This window comes from Bombilactobacillus sp. ESL1092, assembly GCF_058107465.1.
The window spans coordinates 1,328,007-1,348,877 of record NZ_CM176594.1; the positions used below are offsets into that span (position 1 = coordinate 1,328,007).

The 20,871-nt window shown below is 38.1% G+C and carries 16 protein-coding genes and 1 riboswitch; of the genes, 14 read left to right on the forward strand and 2 right to left on the reverse strand.

The features are described 5' to 3' along the window. Positions 1-85: 85 nt before the first annotated feature. Complete coding sequence (locus AC3B6Y_RS06075; protein ID WP_489757221.1) at positions 86-1,054, reverse strand: asparaginase; 969 nt, start codon at positions 1,052-1,054, stop codon at positions 86-88. An 81-nt stretch (positions 1,055-1,135) separates the two neighbouring features. Then, positions 1,136-1,232: riboswitch (THF riboswitch) on the forward strand. Positions 1,233-1,266: 34 nt separating this feature from the next. Here AC3B6Y_RS06075 and AC3B6Y_RS06080 point away from each other — a divergent pair. The 4 genes from AC3B6Y_RS06080 to AC3B6Y_RS06095 all read left to right on the forward strand — a co-directional run bounded on the left by AC3B6Y_RS06080 (position 1,267) and on the right by AC3B6Y_RS06095 (position 5,441). Further along, complete coding sequence (locus tag AC3B6Y_RS06080) at positions 1,267-1,785, forward strand: folate family ECF transporter S component (RefSeq protein ID WP_489790036.1); 519 nt, start codon at positions 1,267-1,269, stop codon at positions 1,783-1,785. A gap of 54 nt (positions 1,786-1,839) precedes the next feature. After that, positions 1,840-2,562, forward strand: a complete 723-nt coding sequence (gene tsaB, locus AC3B6Y_RS06085; protein WP_489774787.1) for a tRNA (adenosine(37)-N6)-threonylcarbamoyltransferase complex dimerization subunit type 1 TsaB — start codon at positions 1,840-1,842, stop codon at positions 2,560-2,562. A gap of 341 nt (positions 2,563-2,903) precedes the next feature. Further along, positions 2,904-3,923, forward strand: coding sequence for a tRNA (adenosine(37)-N6)-threonylcarbamoyltransferase complex transferase subunit TsaD (gene tsaD, locus AC3B6Y_RS06090; protein WP_489790699.1), 1,020 nt, complete (start codon positions 2,904-2,906; stop codon positions 3,921-3,923). 177 nt (positions 3,924-4,100) lie between these two features. Then, the gene (locus AC3B6Y_RS06095; RefSeq protein WP_489769171.1) at positions 4,101-5,441 is read left to right on the forward strand and encodes an aspartate aminotransferase family protein; all 1,341 of its coding nucleotides are present in this window, start codon (positions 4,101-4,103) and stop codon (positions 5,439-5,441) included. Between the two features lie 159 nt (positions 5,442-5,600). Here AC3B6Y_RS06095 and AC3B6Y_RS06100 read toward each other — a convergent pair whose 3' ends face one another. Continuing rightward, entirely contained in the window at positions 5,601-7,523 is a 1,923-nt protein-coding gene (locus AC3B6Y_RS06100; RefSeq protein ID WP_489757226.1) for an ABC-F family ATP-binding cassette domain-containing protein, read from the reverse strand. A 362-nt stretch (positions 7,524-7,885) separates the two neighbouring features. Between AC3B6Y_RS06100 and AC3B6Y_RS06105 the strand changes: the two genes are divergently transcribed. The 10 genes from AC3B6Y_RS06105 (at position 7,886) to groL (ending at position 20,770) form a co-directional block, all read left to right on the forward strand. Beyond that, positions 7,886-9,811, forward strand: coding sequence for a BglG family transcription antiterminator (locus tag AC3B6Y_RS06105; RefSeq protein ID WP_489790701.1), 1,926 nt, complete (start codon positions 7,886-7,888; stop codon positions 9,809-9,811). 2 nt (positions 9,812-9,813) lie between these two features. Next, entirely contained in the window at positions 9,814-10,260 is a 447-nt protein-coding gene (locus AC3B6Y_RS06110; protein ID WP_489790703.1) for a PTS sugar transporter subunit IIA, read from the forward strand. Between the two features lie 20 nt (positions 10,261-10,280). After that, a complete protein-coding gene (locus tag AC3B6Y_RS06115) occupies positions 10,281-10,601 on the forward strand; it encodes a PTS fructose transporter subunit IIB (protein WP_489757229.1) in 321 nt (106 codons plus the stop codon). A 22-nt stretch (positions 10,602-10,623) separates the two neighbouring features. Further along, positions 10,624-11,721 carry a PTS fructose transporter subunit IIC gene (locus AC3B6Y_RS06120; protein WP_489790705.1) on the forward strand — a complete coding sequence of 366 codons (1,098 nt, stop codon included), beginning with the start codon at positions 10,624-10,626 and terminating at the stop codon, positions 11,719-11,721. Positions 11,722-11,742: 21 nt separating this feature from the next. Next, positions 11,743-14,367 carry a glycoside hydrolase family 38 N-terminal domain-containing protein gene (locus AC3B6Y_RS06125; protein WP_489790706.1) on the forward strand — a complete coding sequence of 875 codons (2,625 nt, stop codon included), beginning with the start codon at positions 11,743-11,745 and terminating at the stop codon, positions 14,365-14,367. 103 nt (positions 14,368-14,470) lie between these two features. Then, the gene (locus AC3B6Y_RS06130) at positions 14,471-15,100 is read left to right on the forward strand and encodes a redox-sensing transcriptional repressor Rex (RefSeq protein ID WP_489757232.1); all 630 of its coding nucleotides are present in this window, start codon (positions 14,471-14,473) and stop codon (positions 15,098-15,100) included. 108 nt (positions 15,101-15,208) lie between these two features. Further along, on the forward strand, positions 15,209-16,186 hold the full coding sequence (gene manA / locus AC3B6Y_RS06135) for a mannose-6-phosphate isomerase, class I (RefSeq protein ID WP_489769166.1): 978 nt from the start codon (positions 15,209-15,211) through the stop codon (positions 16,184-16,186). Positions 16,187-16,509: 323 nt separating this feature from the next. Further along, on the forward strand, positions 16,510-18,441 hold the full coding sequence (locus AC3B6Y_RS06140) for an LTA synthase family protein (protein WP_489790707.1): 1,932 nt from the start codon (positions 16,510-16,512) through the stop codon (positions 18,439-18,441). 349 nt (positions 18,442-18,790) lie between these two features. Further along, a complete protein-coding gene (groES, locus tag AC3B6Y_RS06145) occupies positions 18,791-19,075 on the forward strand; it encodes a co-chaperone GroES (protein WP_489757708.1) in 285 nt (94 codons plus the stop codon). Between the two features lie 63 nt (positions 19,076-19,138). After that, positions 19,139-20,770 carry a chaperonin GroEL gene (groL, locus tag AC3B6Y_RS06150; protein ID WP_489757235.1) on the forward strand — a complete coding sequence of 544 codons (1,632 nt, stop codon included), beginning with the start codon at positions 19,139-19,141 and terminating at the stop codon, positions 20,768-20,770. Positions 20,771-20,871: the final 101 nt, after the last annotated feature.

The following is a 20,871-nucleotide window of genomic DNA, read 5'->3' on the forward strand; positions in this document are numbered from 1 at the left end:
CTACAACTAAGCCCTCAAGCCAAAGACCAACTTAAGATCTTAGTTTAGGTTAATCCTCAGCTTTTAAGCGGCTTTTGTTGCAGTGTTAATTATTAATATAATGATGTAATTCTTGATTATTTAATCCCGCACTAACTCCCACTAATAATTTGATGCGAGCTTTTTGACCATTGAGACCACGACAAAAAGTAATGCCCATTTTTTCCAAATTGACACCACCGCCTTCATAATCATAAACCGGTTCAGCGATACCATTAAAGCAACGTGATACTAGAATTACTGGAATATGATGGTCCAACAAGTTATGAACTGCGGTTAAAGTAGCTGGAGGTAAATTGCCAGCACCTAGGGCTTCAATGACGACGCCTTGTGTTTGTTCTTGATCTAGGGCCTCAAAAAGTTCGCCAGTCATGCCAGCATAAGCTTTGATTAAATAAACATGATCGACAATATTGGTAATTGGCAAGTGTTGATGTGGAACAATTTCTTGAAAATAATTGACGTGACCCTCAGAGATAATCCCAATGGGACCAAAAGTTGGAGTCCGAAAAGTGGCGACGTTAGTAGTGTGAGTTTTAGTGACGTAACGGGCTGAATGTATTTCATCGTTCATGACGACTAAAACGCCTTGACCAATTGATGCTTTTGAACTGGCTACTTGAATCGCCGAACGAAAGTTATACAGTCCGTCACTACCAATTTCATTGGATGAACGCATTGCACCAGTGACCACGACCGGCATGTCATTATCTAAAGTTAAATCTAAGAAAAAGGCCGTTTCTTCTAAAGTATCGGTACCGTGAGTGACGACGGCACCAAAAAAGCCTTCTTGTGCCGCTTGGCGTAAACGCTTGGTTAACATTAGCATTTGTTTGGGTGTCATATGTGGCGACGGTAAATTAAAAATTTCCTCGGAAATAATTTGTAGTTGATCAGAATTAGGTAGTTCTAAATTAGCTAACGGATTTTGGGCGTTGGGTTTAATATTACCTTGCTCGTCTTCTGACATGGAAATAGTCCCACCAGTGTGTAAAACTAAAATTTTTTTATTCACGGTTTAAGCCTCTTTTTACAATTATTATAGTAATTTTAACATGTTTGTTTGAATCTATGATATGGTTAAGAAGTTAAAAATCTTGGAGTAGGGAATAAAGCGTTAAGTGCTGGCGGAACGGAATGTGAACGCTGGACGAAAAGCGATAGCTTGCGGTTTTATTCTCGCATTCGCCACGATCACAGTGGCAGCTCCTTTAGGAGATGCTTAAAATGAATAAATTACAGTTAAACAATCGGACCTTTAATATCACTTGGTTAGCGATGTTAACGGCTTTGCAAGTCATTGTCGGTCGCATTCACTTAGGGCCAAGTTTTTTAAAAGTCGGTTTTGGTTTTGTGATTACTGCCTTAATTGGTTATTATTTTGGTCCCGCTAAGTCAACGTTAGCTGCCCTGATTGCCGATATTATCGCTAATACTATCTTTCCACCACAAGGTGGATTTTTTTGGGGCTTTACGTTGTCAGCTGTAGTCACTGGCTTTTTATATGGAATCAATTTGTATCATAATCAGCCCACTAGTCAACGCTTATTAATGACCACAATTGAAGTGACGCTCATTGTTAATTGGCTGTTAAATACTCTTTGGGTTTGCGTTTTGGGAAATTTAAATTTTGGTCAAATGTTATGGATTCGAGGAATAAAAGAATTTGTTTTTATTCCAATTCAAACAATTATTTTAGTTTTATTATTCAAATGGTTACAAAACCGTAATTTTACTGTTCATTAAGACAAAATTTGAAGTATAGTGAATTTAGAATAATTATAAGGATGTAATTTTGTAATGAAGATTTTAGCCATTGATACTTCTAATCAACCTTTAAGTGTGGCCAGTGCTTTAGATCATCAAGTCTTAGCACAGGTCAGTGAAACGAATTTAAAGTCACATAGTATTAAATTATTACCAGCTATTGATCAAGTAGTGAAAACAGCCGGTTGGCAACCTCAAGATTTAGATCGAATTGTTGTAGCACAAGGGCCTGGCTCATTTACAGGGCTTCGCATTGCTGTAACAACTGCTAAGATGTTAGCTTGGACCTTAAAGAAGGATTTAGTCGGCATTTCTGGTCTGCAGGTTTTAGCACAAAATGTGTCTGATTTTCAAGGAGTTATTGTTGCTTTAATGGATGCACGTAATTTAAATGTTTTTGCGGGTGTTTATCAGCAGCAATCTGGAAAACTTCAAGCGTTAGTGCAGGAAAGTCATATGCGCTTAATAGATTTGTTAAGTAACTTAAAGACATTAAAACAACCGATTATGATTGTGGGCCAGTTGACTAATGAAATGGTCGGGTTAATTAATGAGCAACTACCACAGGCACAAATTAAAAATGATGGCTTTCCACAAGCACAATCATTAGTTGATTTGGGATTGGCTCAATCACCGGTTTCAGATTTAGATAGTTTTGTTCCGAATTATCTGCGTCAAACGCAAGCCGAATTAGTCTGGCGGAAAGATCATCCTGATTTGGCTCAGCATCAGCAAGATTATGTACAAGATGTTTAAAAATATAATAAAAAATATCTGTAAGCAAGTGACCGGAGTGTTGGCAATTCTAAACCGGCTTTTGCTACAGTGTTTGATATAGCGCACCAAAAGCCAAAAGCTTGCGCTTAACTACAACTAAGCCTTCAAGCCAAAAGACCGACTTAAGATCTTAGTTTAGGTTAATCCTCAGCTTTTAACCGGCTTTTGTTGCAGTGTTTGATATAGCGCACCCAGCAGCAGAAGCCTGCGTCTAGCTACGAATAAGTCCTCAAGTTTAAAAACCAAAACTTATGGCCTTATTCTAGGCTATACTCAACTTCTTATCGCTACTGGTTGCAGTATTTGAGAAGAGGTTAATGATGGATCAAGACGTATTGATTTTGGCATTTGAAAGTAGTTGCGACGAAACGAGTGTTGCAGTTATTAAAAATGGCCGGGAAATTTTATCAAATGTGATTGCGACACAGATTAAAAGTCATCAGCGTTTTGGCGGCGTGGTTCCCGAGGTTGCTAGTCGCCATCATGTTGAACAAATTATTCATTGTACAAAGTTGGCTTTAGCACAAGCTAAAGTAGATTATAAGGATTTGTCGGCGGTAGCTGTGACCTATGGTCCAGGATTAGTGGGCTCTTTATTAGTGGGCTTGATGGCGGCTAAAACGATTAGCTGGGCACATAATTTACCATTAATTGGTGTTAATCATTTGGCAGGACATATCTATGCAGCCAATTTAGTGAGTGAAATTAAGTATCCAGCGTTGGCTTTAGTGGTTTCTGGCGGGCACACAGAATTAGTTTATTTAACTGCACCAGGCGATTTTCAGATTTTGGGCGACACTCGTGATGATGCCGTTGGTGAGGCTTATGATAAGGTTGGTCGAATGTTGGGGGTTAATTATCCAGCTGGTAAAACCATTGATCAATGGGCTCACGAAGGCAAGCTTACTTATCAATTTCCGCGGGCAATGCTGAGTGAAGATAATCTAGACTTTAGTTTTAGTGGTATTAAGAGTGCCGTGATTAATACGATTCATCATGCCGATCAAATCGGTGAACAGATTAATAAAAAAGATATTGCTGCTAGTTTTCAAGCAGATGTCTTGGATATTTTGGTTACTAAAACTCAGCGCGCGTTACAAAAATATCCGACGCAGCAATTAATTGTTGCTGGCGGGGTAGCAGCTAATTCCGGTTTGCGCGAACGTTTGCAGACTGAAATTGATCCCAAAATTGAGTTAATTTTTCCACCATTGCGCTTATGTGGCGATAATGCGGCAATGATTGGTGCCTTTGCGGATGTTAAATATCGAAAGCAAGATTTTAGTCCTTTAACACTGAATGCTGATCCAGGATTAGATTTTAGTTACGTTGGCGAATAATTAATTGCTTAAATTTTATTTAAAATGATTGTTTTTTAACAGTTAACAGCTATGATGACATAACTGTTAGCTGTTATTTTAGTTGGAGCAAACTTTGTGGGAAAATCAGTGATTGCTAAAATTTATTTTTAATGATAAACTAATTTAAATTTAATTATTAAGAAGAGATGATTAGAAATGACTGATCGTAATCAACAAATTTTGCAAGCAGAAAGTCAGGCCTTAGCCACAGCTTCACGAATTCAATATTTTAATTTAGTAATTAAAAAAGGAGAAGGGGCTATTTTAACAGATGAAAATGGCCACCAGTATATTGATCTATTAGCTAGTGCTTCGGCTACAAATACGGGGCATGCGCACCCGCACGTTGTGCAAGCTATTTGTGAACAAGCCCAAAATCTTATTGAATATACGCCAGCTTATTTTGCCAATCCCACTACCGCTCGACTAGCCCAACGCTTGGTTAAATTAGCGCCGATGAGTGGACCAGTAGAAGTTGCTTGGGGTAACTCTGGTTCAGATGCTAACGATGCAATTATTAAGTTTGCGCGCGCGTATACTAAAAGGCCATATATTGTCTGCTTTACGGGTGCTTATCATGGCTCTACTTACGGTTCAATGAGTGTTTCAAGTGTTAGTTTAAACATGGCCCGGAAAATGGGACCATTATTGCCAGATATCATTCGAGTACCTTATCCTGACAGCCACGAAAAGTTAGCTGGCGAAAGTGAAGCAGATTTTGTGCAACGGATGTTTCACGAATTTCAATTACCGTTCAATACTTATTTACCGGCTGAAGAGGTAGCCGCTATTTTGATTGAACCAATTCAAGGTGATGGTGGGATTGTAAAAGCCCCCCAGCAATATTTAGAATTAGTGGCCCAATTTGCGCATGATAATGGAATTTTATTAGCAATTGATGAAGTTAACCAAGGCATGGGAAGAACGGGTAAGTGGTGGTCAATTCAACATTTTGGGATTGAACCCGATTTAATGTCCATGGGCAAGTCGTTGGCTTCAGGCATGCCGTTAAGTGCTGTTTTAGGTCGAAAAGAAATCATGGAATCCTTAGCGGCTCCGGCTAATGTTTATACAACAGCTGGTAATCCAGTGGTGACTGCCGCGGCCAATGCAACAATTGATGTGATTGAACAGGAACATTTGGTGGAACGTTCGCACAATTTAGGTAAAATTGCGGAGCAATTCTTCCAAGAGGAGCAAGCCAAATATGACTTTATTGGAGAAGTACGGATGTATGGTTTAAATGGAGGGATTGATATTATTAATCCCCAAACCAAGCAGCCTGATGTTGAATTGACAACGAAGCTAATTACGCGAATTTTTGATTTAGGAGCGGTTATGATTAGTTTACGGGGAAATATTTTGCGTTTTCAGCCACCGCTAGTAATTACTGAAGAACAATTACAACAGGCTTTTCAGATCATTGACCAAGCTTGTCAAGATGTGGCTGCTGGTAAAGTGGAATTACCTAGTGGTGATCAACATATTGGCTGGTAATCAGCTCCAAATTACGAACAGTTGGTAATTAAGTCTCATTTTTTAGTGCATCCAAAAGTTATTTTTAACAAAAAATCCTAGCGATGATTGTTCTTAAACGAACATCAGCTAGGATTTTTTTAGTCAAGACTGAATATTTTGGCATTAACCTCTTTGCCGTTAATCTAGTAGTGCTTCCCATTGATTTTCGGCTGTTTCTTTTTGGTCAGTCAATGTAGTTAATTGTTCTTGTAAATCTTGTAATTTAGTGTAACTACTCAAATTTTCAGGGAGTAACATTTCCTGGTTAATTTGGTCAATTTGTTGATCCAATTGATCAATTTGAGTTTCCAAGGCTGCTAATTCTCGGTCTTTTTTACGTTGGGCGCGTTGCTGGGCCTTGGATTGTTGATAATCCTGTTGACCTTGACTGGTTGTTGAATGTTCCGCATTCTGGGCGCCAGTTTGCTGTTCTTGAAGGGCTAAATTCTCTTCTTTTTTAGCTAAATAATAATCGTAATTACCTAGATAGATGGTACTTTCTGCTGGTTGCAATTCGAGTAATTTGGTCGAAATTTCATTTAATAGGTAGCGATCGTGAGAAACAAATAAGACTGTGCCAGCGAAATTTTTTAAGGCTTTTTCAAGGATCTCTTTACTTTGGATGTCTAAATGGTTAGTTGGTTCATCCATAATTAATAAATTATTGTGCTCCAAGGCCAATTTACATAAAGTTAACCGTGCTTTTTCACCACCAGATAGATCTTGAACGGTACTAAAGACACTGTCTGCCTGAAATAAAAATGATCCTAAAACTGTTCGAATATCTTTTTCATCCATAGTCGGATTAGCATCCCAAATCTCATGCAAGACATCTTTCGTAGAATCTAATTGGTTTAAAGTCTGATCATAATAGCCAACTTGGACGTTAGTGCCCCATTCGATACTACCTGCAAGCGGTGATAATTGCTTAATTAACGTTTTAATTAAGGTTGATTTGCCGACACCGTTAGGACCAATAATTCCCAAGCGCTCGCCTTTTTTGAGCTTAAAGGTAATTGCCTGATTTAATTGTTTATCCGGATATCCGGTTTGTAAATCTTTGACCTGTAAGACGTCATTGCCGCTATCTTTATGCACGGTAAATTGAAAATGGACATTGTTTGGTGTTCCTTGTGGGCGAGGTAGCCGCTCTAATTTTTCTAATTGCTTGCGGCGACTTTGGGCACGTTTGGTGGTGGAAGCCCGAACGATGTTCTTTTGAATAAAGTCTTCCGTTTTTTTAATTTCTTCTTGTTGTTTGTTATACGCTTTCCATGCTAAGTCCAAATCGTCAGCTCGTAATTTTAAATAACGTGAATAATTACCCGTGTAATGTTTCAAAGTACCATTTTCTAGCGCATAAATTTCCTTGACCGTATGGTCTAAAAAATATTGATCATGAGACACGATTAACAGTGCTCCGCGATAACTTTGTAAATATTTTTCGAGCCAATTTAAAGTATCAATGTCCAAATGATTAGTGGGTTCATCTAAAATTAATAAATCATGTTGTTCCAATAACATTTTGGCAAAAGCTAGGCGGGACTGTTCACCACCAGATAAGTGTAAAGCTGGTTCATCAAAGCGCTCAGCACTAAAACCAAAACCGGTTAGGACCGAACGAATTTCAGACCGGAAGCCGTAACCATTTTCGTCTTTAAATTTAACTTGTAACTGGTCGTATTGTTGTAATAATTTTTGATAAGCAGGAGTAGCTCCTTGGCTACTCTGTTGTGCAATTTGCTGTTCCAAAGAACGTAATTGACGTTCATCTTGCTGCACTTTTTCAAATATCCGTTCCATTTCTTCATAAATAGTATTCCCGGATTGAAAGGTGGGATTCTGTGCTAAGTAACCGATACTTAAATTATTTTGATAAATCATATGTCCGGCGTCAGCGTCTTGTTCTTGATTGATGATTTTTAATAAAGTTGATTTACCAGCTCCGTTAGGTCCGACTAAACCAATTCGGGCTTGCTCGGCAATTTGAAAATTTAAATGGTTGAATAAAACATCGCTGCCGAAACGACGTTCAATATTTTGTCCTTGTACAATTAACAATTTTAAGCTCCTAAAGTTTAAATTACATTCGAATCTTGGGGCGGATGATGTTATCCGTTGTTAAAATTATGCACCAATTATTGCTTGATATTATAGATTAGTATCACTGTGTGAAAAGTTTGTGGAAACATAATTTTGGCTAATCGAATTCTAGTTAATCTTATTTTAACACGGCGTTAGTCAATAATGTTCGTTGAAACGGTAGCTAATGTTGAAACCAGCTTAAATTGTCATCTTAATTAATATTTGAAGTTATTTTCTTCTGAATCAATCAGCGACAAAGTACACCTAAGGTAAGTGTACTTTTTTGAAGTTAAGTTTTGAAGCCGGTTACATTATGATGAAAATGTAAAAGTTAAGGAGTGATCCGTTTGGCGCCAAAGCATTCACCAAAAACTATTACAAAAAGTATTATTCAATTTATTTTGTCAAAACCAGTTGTCCATTATCAAGATTTAATGGAATACACAGGCCTATCGCGCAAAACGGTAGCTAAATATTTGAAGCAAGTTGAGCAATTTGTCCAACCATACGGCGTTAAATTAGTTCGCAAAAAAGGCTATGGCATTTACTTTACAGGTTCTACCAAAGACTTGTTAAATTTATTTCCACCAATGAATCCTAACAATGATGCCGTGGAACGGCAAATTAATTTAGTCTCGTTCTTGGTTAAAGCCCAGCAACCAGTTTTGTTAGATGACTTGGCCGCCCATTTTTTTGTCAGTCGCAGTACCTTAGAGCGTGATTTGAGTTCTCTGAAACAAAATTATCATTTACAGTTTAGTACTTCTCAACAAGGCATTAGGCTCAATAATTCTGAAGCTGAATTACGCCATTTTCAGACACAAATTATTCAAATGTATTGGGGCGAAGAGATTAAGCAAAATCAAAGTACTGGTCGGCTCACCCGCAATTTTCAAGTCCCTCCAGCTTTGAGCCAGCTAGTTGATAAGAAAATTTTGGATCGAACGCAAAAGGTTTTAAATCAATTTTTACAAAAATTACCCGGTAATATTAGTGAATACCAGTATGAATCTTTATTGATTCATTTAGCGTTAGCGATTCAAAAAATTCAATCTCAAAAAGCACCACCAGCTACCAAAACAGTAGCTTCATTTGCAATATCTACTAATACCCAACGTTTGGTTGCGTTAGTGGAACAAGAATTTCACTGCCAGTTATCAACAGTAGAAATTAATAATTTAAATGTGCATATTGTAGCGATTGAAGAAGGCTATCTGCCTAGTCCAGCGAGTGAAAATTCTAATCAAGAGTTAGTAACTTGGTTACAGCAAGTTTTGGTTAACTATGATGACTTATTAATTCAAAACTTGACTTTGCATTTGCAACCGGCTTTGGTACGCATCAAAAATGGCATCAAAATTGACAATCCGTATCGTCATCAAGTGAAAGTTAATTTTCCCCAAGCCTTTGATCAAGCTCTGACTTTAGCAGATGCTATTTTTCAAAAATATCAAGTTCGCTTTCCCGAGGATGAAGTGGCCTATTTGTGTTTACATTTGGAATCATTTCGCGAGCGGCAGCAAAAAGAATTCCGTGAAGTTAGTGTCGTGATCGTTTGCAGTACCGGTTATGGAACTGCTGAATTAATTCGGCAAAAAATTCAGGATAAGTTACCGAAACTCAATGTAATTGGGACTTTATCGGTGACTGAGCTATTACGAAAACCTGTGAGTGCTGACATTATCTTAACAACGATTCCGCTTAAATTACAGACACAACAAGTAGTCATTCAAGTTAGTCCACTGTTAAATCAGCAAGAACTGCAGTTGTTACGCCAATTAAGCCAAAAGATTTGGCACGATAAATATTTGAAAGCAACTTTTTTGGATTTGGTGGCTAAACCAGCAATCATTGTTGATTCAACAGCACCAAGCCCCCAAATTGCTATTCAAGAAATTACGCAAGCTTTAGTGGCTAATCATTACGTGAAAGATACGATGCAAGAGTCAGCTTGGAAGCGAGAACAATTAGCTTCCACGGCTTTAGGAACTTACGCTATTCCCCATGGGGCTGCCGAACATGTTTTAAAACCGGTCATTGGTATTTTAACTTCTCAAAAAGGAATTTTGTGGGGTAAGGAAACGGTTTATGTAGTTTTCTTTATGGCGTTTAACGATACAGTCAAGGACAGTTTAGATGACATTTATGATTATTTCTACGATTTAACACAAAATGCTAAGCAAATGAAGCAGTTGAGAAATGCACAAGATGTCGAAACGGTCGTTGAATGTTTGCAACATTCAACTGCAATCAAGGAGGGATAAGGATGGATCAGATTTTGACGAAGAACCAAATCTTTTTAAATCAACCGCTACGTTCGCAAACTGAGGTGTTTCATTTTATTGCCCAAAAAGCAGTTAGTTTAGGCGTTGGTGACGATGAACAAGCAATTTATGAATCACTACAGGAGCGTGAACAACAGGCTTCAACAGGATTGCAGGATGGGATTGCGATCCCCCACACGCTTTCTCAGGCGATTAAGCAATCAGCAATTTTGTTTATTCGGACCCAAAGTCCGTTATCAGAGTGGCAAACGATTGATGATCAACCAGTTCAACAAATCATTGTGATGTTAGCTCCTCCAGATGGTGCGCAGGAGCATTTACAATTATTAGCCAATCTGGCCACTTCATTAATTGATGCCCCAAAGCGCCAAGCACTGGTTGCTAGTCAAAGTGTACAAGATGTTTATCAAATTTTAACTAATAATTAAAGCGAAAAGGAAGTAAAATTATGGATTTTGTAGCAATTACCTCTTGCCCCGCAGGTTTAGCCCATACCCCTATGGCTGCTAAAGCATTAGAGAAAGCCGCCCAAGAACTGCAGCTTTCAGCCAAGGTTGAACAACAAGGAGCTATGGGTCTCAAAAATGAAATCACGGAACAAGAAGCTCAAAGTGCGAAGTTCTTGTTAATTGGTTCTGACCAAAAAATTGAAAAAATGGATCGTTTTAAGGGGATTCCCACCGTTCGCGTGGATATCAATATGTGCATTAAAAAACCGAAGGCAGTAATTAACAAAGTGATGAAAGCAGTGGCTCAGAAAAAAGCTTAGTGACGCTTCAGAGGTGAAAATTATGAAAAAGTTATTATCACAGTGGAAAGGCTACTTAATGTCGGGGATTTCTTACATGTTACCCGTAGTTATTGGTGGTTCGCTAGTCGTAGCTGTGCCTAAATTAATTGGTTTATTATTTGGCATTACAAGTTTTGATCATTATAAAACGGGTTTTTGGTTTTACATGGGTCAAATTGAGGCTGTTGGTTGGATTGGTGTCGGCTTAGTTAATCTTGTCTTGGCGGGTTATATTGCTTATGCCATTGGTGATAAGCCAGCTTTAGCCGCCGGTTTTATTGGTGGTTCCTTAGCTTCTAGCTCCAACATGGGGTTTTTAGGAGCATTGGTTGCTGGTTTTGCAGCTGGTTATACTGCTAAATGGTGCCATGACAAAATCCGTGTCAGTGCTAAATATGAATCCATTATGCCATTAGTAGTAGTACCACTTTTATCGACCATGGTCGTGGCGTTATTAATGGGTGTCTTATTGAAGCAACCATTGGCTTGGATTAATAGTTCTTTAGTCGCTTGGATTAAGGCAATGAGTAACAGTGGGGTCAGCGCGATGACTCTAGCAATCATTATGGGAGCGATGATTGGATCTGATTTAGGCGGTCCAATTAATAAAGCGGCTTGGATGGCTGGTAATGTGCTATTGGCAGAAAAAGTTTATACTCCGGCAATGATTGTAAATATTGCGATTGCTGGTATTCCTTTAGGCTATGCGTTTGCTACTTTATTTTATAAAAAACGTTTTTCTAATGAATTGTTGGATGCCGGACGTAGTGATTGGTTCATGGGTTTTATCGGTATTACTGAAGGGGCCATTCCGTTTACGTTAGTTAGTCCGTTAAAATTGATTCCCATTAATATGCTTGCTGGAGCAGTGGGCCCCGCACTTGCGATTTTATTAGGGGCTCAAGCCAAGATTCCACCAGTTGGTGGTATTTATGGTGCAGTAACAGTAACTAACTGGTGGGCATATCTAATTGGACTCTTTGCTTGCGCTTTGATTATTGGAATATTAGCGCCGTTAGCCGTTGATTTTAACCAAAATGATACGCCAGATGTTGATGGTGAAGCAGACGAAGAAGATATTGAGATTGAATTTGAATAAAAATATGGGAGTAAATAATATATGGTAACGGCACATTTTGTTAATCATACTCATTGGGATCGCGAATGGTATTTTACAACTCAAGATGCTCAGGTTCTCAGTGATCAATTATTCGGTGAAGTTTTAACAGAGTTAGAGCAACGTCCAGAGGCTAACTTCACTTTCGATGGGCAATTATCGATTGTGGAGGAATATTTAACCATTCATCCAGAAGATCGACAGAGAATTAAGCAACTGGTTTTGCGTAAGCAATTGTTTATTGGTCCTTGGTATACCCAAACAGATGCATTAATACCAGATAGTGAATCCATTATTCGTAATTTAGTGATTGGCATTATCGGCAGTCGCCAACTCTTTGGGCAGGCCATGATGATTGGCTATTTACCTGATACCTTTGGTTTTAATGCACAATTACCGATGCTATTAAATCAAGTCGGCATTCAAGATTTTATATGTTGGCGGGGTACTAATTTTGCTCGACAAGTCGATTCAGTTTACTTTAAGTGGCAGGGCTTGGGAAATAACCAAGTTTATGCAGCTAACTTTCCCTTAGGTTATTATACGGGGCAAATTGATTTAAATTCGAAGCAGCATTTACAAGAGTTTGTCGAGCAAAGATTAGACCCAGGAATTGACCTAGAAGCTAAACATGGTCATAATGATCCCGTTTTAATTCCTTCGGGGATTGATCAGATGAATATTATCCATAATATTTCCCAGGTAATTCAACAATTAAATCAATATAGTAAACACCAAATAGTGTTGAGCAGTTATCCCCAATTTATGCAACAATTGCGCCACCAAGATTTGCCTCAGTATCAAGGCGAATTACGTTATCCTACCTATTCACGGGTGCATCGGACGATTGGGTCAGTGCGCTCGCAGCTTAAACGTCAAAATTTCAAGTTAGAACAACAAATTTTACGCCGAGTTGAACCGATGCTGGTTATTGCCCAAGCTTGTGGAATCAAAGTGTCCAACGGATTAGTTTTAAAACTTTGGAAAAAGTTATTAAAGTGTCAACCGCATGATACATTAGGCGGTAGTATCACGGATAATGTTGCTGTTGATGTTCAGCAACGTTTCAAAGAAGGTTTCGAAATCGCTGCCGGAATTGAAAATTATATTAAGAAGCGCTTAGCACAACGTTTAAATCTGGATAGTAATCAATTGTTACTATTTAATACTTCACCACGGGTATTTGATGGTTATCAAGAAGTAGAATTTTTAACGACTAATAAAAAAGTGAAATTTGCTGAGCAATATCAGGCTGTTCTAGTTCGTGCAACTTATGTCCCTAAGCGTGAGCACATTATGCAACAAACCGCCAAAGGTTTTGAATTTAAAGATGAACCGGGCTATTATCGATTGACAGTTCGGTTAAAGATGTACTACGAGGGATTAGGCTATCAGGTGGTTTCTTATCAAGTAGCTCCAACGGAGCTAGCAACTTTAGAAGATAGTTCATCTGTGTCCATTAACAATCAAAAGTGGCAAGTTCAATACACAGGAACGGGCTTTACTGCTCAAACGCAAGGTCACGTTTATCCACAGCTGTTAGAAATTTTAGATTCGGGTAATGATGGTGATACGTATGATTATTCGCCTTTACCGCAGGAACAAGAAGTCAGCTTGCCGTTAACTGGACAATGTCAAGTGCAGACTGCTCCTAATTTACAAACTATGACGGTTCAAGGTACTTGGCAGTTACCTAAATCTTTAGCTGAAAGGCAAAAGGACCATCCGCAATTAATTGACGTGAACTTCAAAATTATTTTAAGTTTAGCAACAAGTTCTTCGGTGTTAGATGGTCAATTAATTATTGACAACCAAGCTTTAGATCATCGCTTGAGATTAAAGATTAACACGGGTATCAAAAGTTCACAGGCGTGGGCGCAAATTCAAGGCGGTTTTCGAACCACTACTAATTTGCCTATTGCGGATAATTGGCAAGACGAGTTTGTTGAAAAACCGGTCAATCTTTACAACTTTGATAAAGTTGTGGGCATGTATGAGCCCAAGCAAGGTTTGTTTTTGTTAAGTGGCGGCATGAAAGAATACGAATTATTGAATCAAAGCTTTGCCGTCACTTTACTAGCCACTACGGGTCAATTAGGAAAACCCAATTTATTGTGGCGTCCCGGGCGAGCTTCGGGCGACACTACTAGTGTCGGTCATCAGATGACGCCAACACCACTAGCTGAAGAAATCGGCTTAAATCATTTTGCGTTTGGATTAGTGGCAGTTGCGGACTTAGACGAGAATCAGTTAGCACGGACTGCTGAAAATTGGTTGGCCCCCAATGTTAATTACCAGTTACAAAAACTGAATTTATTTGTCAATCGGTTAGACAATAAAATTTGGGATGTTGAATTTGATAAATCATTACCTCAGTTACCACGCCAAGCGACTTTCTTACGGTTGGATCCGGATGTAACGATTACGGCTCTCTACTGTGCTTATACAATTCAGAATGCGATTGTGGTTAGATTGAGTAATCAAGCGAATAAAACGGTTGCTTTAACGGAATTCTCAGCGGCTGGTTTTCAACGAACCAATGCGTTAGAAGAAGTTCAGTCTTTACAAGCAGACGCGCAACAACTAGCACCGTATGAGATGGCAACTTTTATCAAAATTAATGGTTAATTTTCAAGGTAATAACTTTGTGATTTTATTTACTTGACATTGTGATATTAAAAGGTAGATACTGAAAGTATCAATTATACTTGTTCACAAGGGGATATTAACCATGACAAAATACAAAATACCAAATGCTACTATTAAGCGCTTACCGTTGTATCATCGTTACTTTCAATTTTTAAATGATTCCAATACTAAAAAGATTTCCTCAACAGAATTAGCTAAAGCTGTTCAAGTGGATAGTGCGACGATTCGGCGTGATTTTTCTTACTTTGGTTCTTTAGGTAAGCGGGGTTACGGCTACGAAGTTGAACCAATGCTGGAATTTTTTAAAAAGTTACTTAACCAAAGTCAAACGACGAAAGTAGCGTTGGTCGGAGTAGGTAACTTAGGTAGTGCATTATTAAACTATAACTTTTCACAGACGAACAATATTAAGATTACGGCCGCTTTTGATCAGAATCCGGAATTAATCGGCCAAACTGTCAATGGTGTGCAAGTTTATGATGTCGATTCTTTAGAACAACGTTTAGCAGATGAACAGATTGATGTTGTGATTTTGTCAGTACCAGTCATCAGTGCACAAAAGGTCGCTGATGAACTGGTAGCAGCCAACGTCAAGGGTATTTTGAACTTTACGCCGTTAAGATTGGCAACTCCTAATTCTGTGCGCGTGCACAATGTTGATTTAGCGAATGAATTACAAACATTAATTTATTTCTTAGATAACTATAGTTAAATTAAATGTTTAACTTTTGATTCACCTTTTAGCTTGTAAGGCGAGAATTTTGCGGTAAGTTAGTAGTAATTTTGGTTGATTACGGCTGCTTTTATTAGGAGGTATTAGATGGAACCATTGTTTTTACAACCCGCTTTCCAAAAAAAAATTTGGGGTGGGCGTAAGCTACAAGAACGTTTTGGTTATCGCATACCTGATGGTCAAGTGGGAGAATGTTGGGCCATCTCTGCTCATCCTCATGGTTTATCAACTGTTAAAAATGGACCTTTTGCTGGGCAAGATTTAGCCCAACTATGGCAAAAACAACCAGAGCTGTTTGGTTACCCGCAAGGAAAAGTTTTCCCTTTATTGACTAAGATTTTAGATGCGGAAGCTAGTTTATCAGTTCAGGTGCATCCAGATAATGCTTATGCCCAAGCACATGAAGGTGAGCTAGGCAAAACGGAGTGTTGGTATATTATTGATGCCCAGCCTGGTGCCTATTTGATTTATGGACATAATGCGCAAACTAAGGCAGAATTACAAGCACTGATTGACTCGGGGGACTGGGAACATTTGCTCAAAAAAATGCCAGTCAAAACAGGAGATTTTGTTTTTGTGCCTAGTGGGTGTGTTCATGCGTTAAATCAAGGAATTATTGCCTTAGAAACACAACAAAGTAGTGATACTACTTATCGTTTGTATGATTATGATCGTATTGAACAAGCTACCGGTCAAAAACGCCAACTGCATTTAAAACAGGCTCTAGATACGATTACTGTTCCTTTCCAAACACCAAAACTTAATCAAGCGGTCCAGCAATTTGGTGCTAGTTCCATCACCACTTATGTGAAACCACCTGTTTCGCCATACTTTGCAGTGTGGGGCTTACAAGTGCAAAATGATGCTTTAAGTTTGCAACATCAGTTGGGTGCTTACACCTTATGTTCCGTGATTTCCGGAACGGGACAGCTAGTGATTGCTGGGAAAACCTACGAGTTACAGTTAGGTGATCACTTTATTATTCCGGCGCCAATTACTGCTTGGCAATTTCAAGGGGAAAATCTCCAAATAATTGCTTCCGAAGCAATTGACAAGGTCGATTAATATTCAAAAAAGAGTCGGGACAAAAAGTTTTGAGAAGTTAAACACAGATTTTTGACTTTTGAAGTCACTATCAGCGGAGAAGGTTTGTTTGATTTACGAAATTTTTTTGTTCCGACTTTTTAATACTTAATATGAGGTTGTGACAAAAGCAATTTAGCTGCTAGTTACAACCTCATTTTTAAATATTTAATTTAATATTTTTTGTAATACCGCATTTTAACTGCTTTTGACTTATCGGCAAATTATGCTAGTAATATACCTATCTAAATTAGATTGTGCTAAAATTTAAAACTGTATTAATTTAAGTCGAAAGAGGATTTATTGTGCATAATCTAACTGTCAAACGCTTTATGTATTTTTTACTGCAAGTACTTTTAGTGTGTTTAATTGCTTACGGATTTTATTTTGAATTTCAACTAGCTTTAACCGGTAGTTTGACACACGGCTATCATGAAATGTTCTGGGAAATTAAGAATAATCCTGTCGTCACGCGAATCAACTGGTTTTTCCTAGTAGTCATTATAACAATGCTAATTGCGCTGTTAGGTGATTATTGGTGGGGAATATCCCTGAGCGTCATTATTTTCAGTATTATTTTATATGTGGACTTTAATAAAATTATTTCACGTTCTGAACCATTGTTACCTAATGATTTAAACATGGCTGGTCAAGCTGGTGGTTTAATTAAAATGGTCAGTTGGCAATCATTATTACTTTTAGCCATTGGCATTGTATTACTACTTGTAGCGGCCTACCTGTTACACAAAGTTACCAAAGGCTTGTGGTTAAAAAATCATCGGGTGCTGTGGCCGTTGAGAATTGGCTTTTTGGTGTTAGCAATAATAGCTTTAAGCTTGTTCTCACAAGCAGGAAATACGCGCTCTTTTGCTTCTAAACAATTGGCGAAGCATAATATTACTAATGTTGATCGTTCACAATTGGCCAATTATCGTAATCGGGGTACTTTAATTGGTTTTGTCTTTAATGCCCATTCTACGCCAATGATTAAGCCTGCTAATTATAGCGCGGCGACTATGAAGCAAATTACTAAACGTTATCAAAAAGGTTTGGTTAAAGCCAATCAAGGGAAAAAAGTTGGGAAAGTTAACATTATTTATATTTTAAATGAATCTTTAACCAATCCTTTACGGACACAGAAATGGTATCCCCTTGTTGGCAATAAAAATCCGATGCCTTATATTTCTAAGATGATTACGAATCCAACGGTCCAACAAGCTGGCGGTTATATGGTGTCTCCTGGTTTTGGTGGGGGGACGGCTAATATTGAATTTGAAGCCAACACGGGTTTCTCCAATTACTTTTTAAACAATACGCCCTATCAGGATATTTTACCGAATAAAAAATATTTTCCGAGTGTCATGCATTATTTAAATGATGCTGGCTATAATTCACAGGCCTACCATCCTTATGCCGGTACTATGTATCGTAGAAATCAAGCTTATCCAGCGATCGGTATCCATAAATTCCAAGATCAGTCGAAATTACAGCATTTAAAGAAGTCACCACATGGTTTGTATGATACAGATGCATCCGCTTATCCGAACTTTTATGCACAACAAAAAAAGTCTAGTCGCCAATTTAGTTTGATGTTGACGATGCAAAACCATATGCCTTATCAAGCAGAAATAGGTCCCAAAAGTTCTTATCAACTCCAGAATAAAGTAGCCGGAGATGCTGATAAGACTAAAAAATTAGAAGCTTATCTTCAAGAAGTTCACGATTCGGATCAAGCGTTTAAGCAATTAGTGCAACATTATCAACATGCTAAGCAAAAAACGTTAATTGTCATGTATGGCGATCATTATCCTGGTGATGGTATTTATGATGATCTCTTCAATCAGAATACCTTGTATTCTCATGCAACGCCGTTTGTGATGGCGGCTAATTTTCCTTTACAGACGCATCATTATAATTACTTCTCGCCCAACTATATGTCCTTACAGTTATTGCAACAACTTAACTATCCGCAAACCCCGTTTTATCAATTATTGGAACAATTACAACAGCAAGTTCCAGTTTTGACCAAACCACTACAAATTTCTGGTACGGGCCAACAGAATCGAACCAAAGTAAGCAACGATACGTATGCGTTAACTGCTAAAAATGTTCACGGCCCTAAAAATGCTAAGTGGGATCAATCACGAGTTTATAAAGATTATCGGTTATTAGAATATGATATGACTTATGGTAAAGCTTACGCTAAAAAGGATGGTATGTTTCAAATTCCTCGCTAGTCATAGCTGAATCGGGTCAACAATTTGAAAACTATTTTGCAAAATTAATTATCTAATAATTGCATACGTGGCTTGAAAGCTATTTATGCTCCAAATTTGATAAATCAAGTGAGTCGTCCATTACGGGCGACTTTTTGATTAAAAAAAGTAAAGGAAGATTACTAGATTTTGAGCCAATTAATGTGCTTTCAAAGCGATCTGTGCTACTGTAAAAAAGTAAGTTTTCCGAATATTTTTAAACGGAAATACTTGCATCTGGAAAGGAACATGTTATTATAGAACTTGTATTAGCACTATATAAAGATGAGTGCTAAGAGTGCTAAAAATGTTTTTATTTGGAGGGATTACTTTGTTAAAGCCATTAGGTGATCGTATTCTGGTACAAGTTGATGAAGAAAAGGAACAAACAGTTGGTGGAATTGTTCTAGCCAATAATGCTAAAGAAAAGCCACAAGTTGGTGAAGTTATTGCTGTTGGCGCCGGTGAACGGACACCAGAAGGTAAAACAATTGAATTAAGCATTCAAAAAGGCGATAAAGTCTTATTTGATAAATATGCTGGTTCAGAAGTTAAGTATGACGGCCAAAAATATCTCGTAATGCATGAAAAAGATGTCATGGCAATTGTTGACTAATTTTTGTAATTAATTAGAAATTAAGAACATAAAGTATTAAATAATAATTGAGGTGGCTGAAAAATGACAAAAGAAATTAAATTTTCAGAAGACGCACGGGCTAAGATGCTTGAAGGCGTTAATAAATTAGCAGATACAGTAAAAACAACAATTGGACCTAAAGGTCGTAACGTTGTTTTGGAACAATCCTATGGTTCTCCAAATATTACCAACGATGGTGTAACTATCGCCAAAGATATTGAATTAGAAGATCATTTTGAAAATATGGGTGCTAAATTAGTTTCTGAAGTTGCTTCAAAGACTAATGATATTGCCGGTGACGGTACAACCACTGCGACAGTTTTAGCTCAAGCAATTATTCAAGAAGGCATGAAGAACGTAACTGCTGGTGCGAACCCTGTTGGTATTCGGACGGGAATTGAGAAGGCTACTGCTACTGCTGTTGATGAATTGCGGAAGATTTCTCACGAAGTTAGTGGCCGTGATCAAATTGCTCAAGTTGCCGCAGTTTCTTCTTCCAATCAACAAGTTGGTGAATTAATTGCCGATGCGATGGAAAAAGTTGGCCATGATGGTGTAATTACCATTGAAGAATCAAAGGGTATTGAAACAACTTCTGATGTTGTTGAAGGTATGCAATTTGATCGTGGTTACTTATCACAATACATGGTAACTGATAACGATAAAATGGAAGCCGATTTAGATAATCCATACATTTTAATTACTGACAAGAAGATTTCCAACATTCAAGATATTTTGCCATTATTACAATCAATCGTGCAACAAGGCAAAGCTTTATTGATTATTGCTGATGATGTTGATGGTGAAGCTTTACCAACATTGGTTTTGAACAAGGTTCGGGGCACGTTCAATGTTGTAGCTGTTAAAGCACCTGGTTTTGGCGATCGTCGTAAGGAACAGTTAGAAGATATTGCGATCTTGACTGGTGGTACTGTCATTACAGCTGATTTAGGCTTAGAATTAAAAGACACAACCATTGATCAATTAGGTCAAGCAGGTCGTGTAACTGTTACTAAAGACAACACAACAATTGTCCAAGGTTCTGGTTCTAAAGATGCGATTGATGAACGGGTTGATTTAATTAAGAAGCAAGTTAGCGAAACAACTTCTGACTTTGACCGTGAAAAGTTACAAGAACGTTTAGCTAAATTAGCTGGTGGCGTTGGTGTGATTAAAGTTGGTGCCGCTACTGAAACCGAATTAAAAGAACGCAAATATCGGATTGAAGATGCTTTGAATGCTACGCGGGCCGCTGTTGAAGAAGGCTACGTTGCTGGTGGTGGTACAGCTTTGATGAATGTCATTCCAGCTGTTGCTAAATTAGCTGAAAGCGAAACTGGCGATGTGCAAACTGGTATTAACATTGTTAAGCGGGCTTTAGAAGCACCAGTTCGGCAAATTGCAGAAAATGCCGGCAAAGAAGGCTCTGTCATTGTTGAACATTTGAAGGCACAAGATAATGAAGTTGGTTATAATGCCGCAACTGACAAGTGGGAAAATATGGTTGAGGCCGGAATTATTGACCCAACTAAAGTAACTCGCTCTGCTTTACAAAATGCAGCCAGCGTTTCGGCTTTGATTTTAACAACAGAGGCTGTTGTTGCTGATAAGCCTGAACCTGCTGCTCCTGCAGCACCAGCTGACCCTAATGCTGGTATGGGCGGTATGATGTAATTAATATTGATTGTTAATCAAAAAGACATTTCTTCGGAAATGTCTTTTTTTAATCGCACGGATTTTTGCGTCAATTACTAATTCTAAAACACTTCGGCATT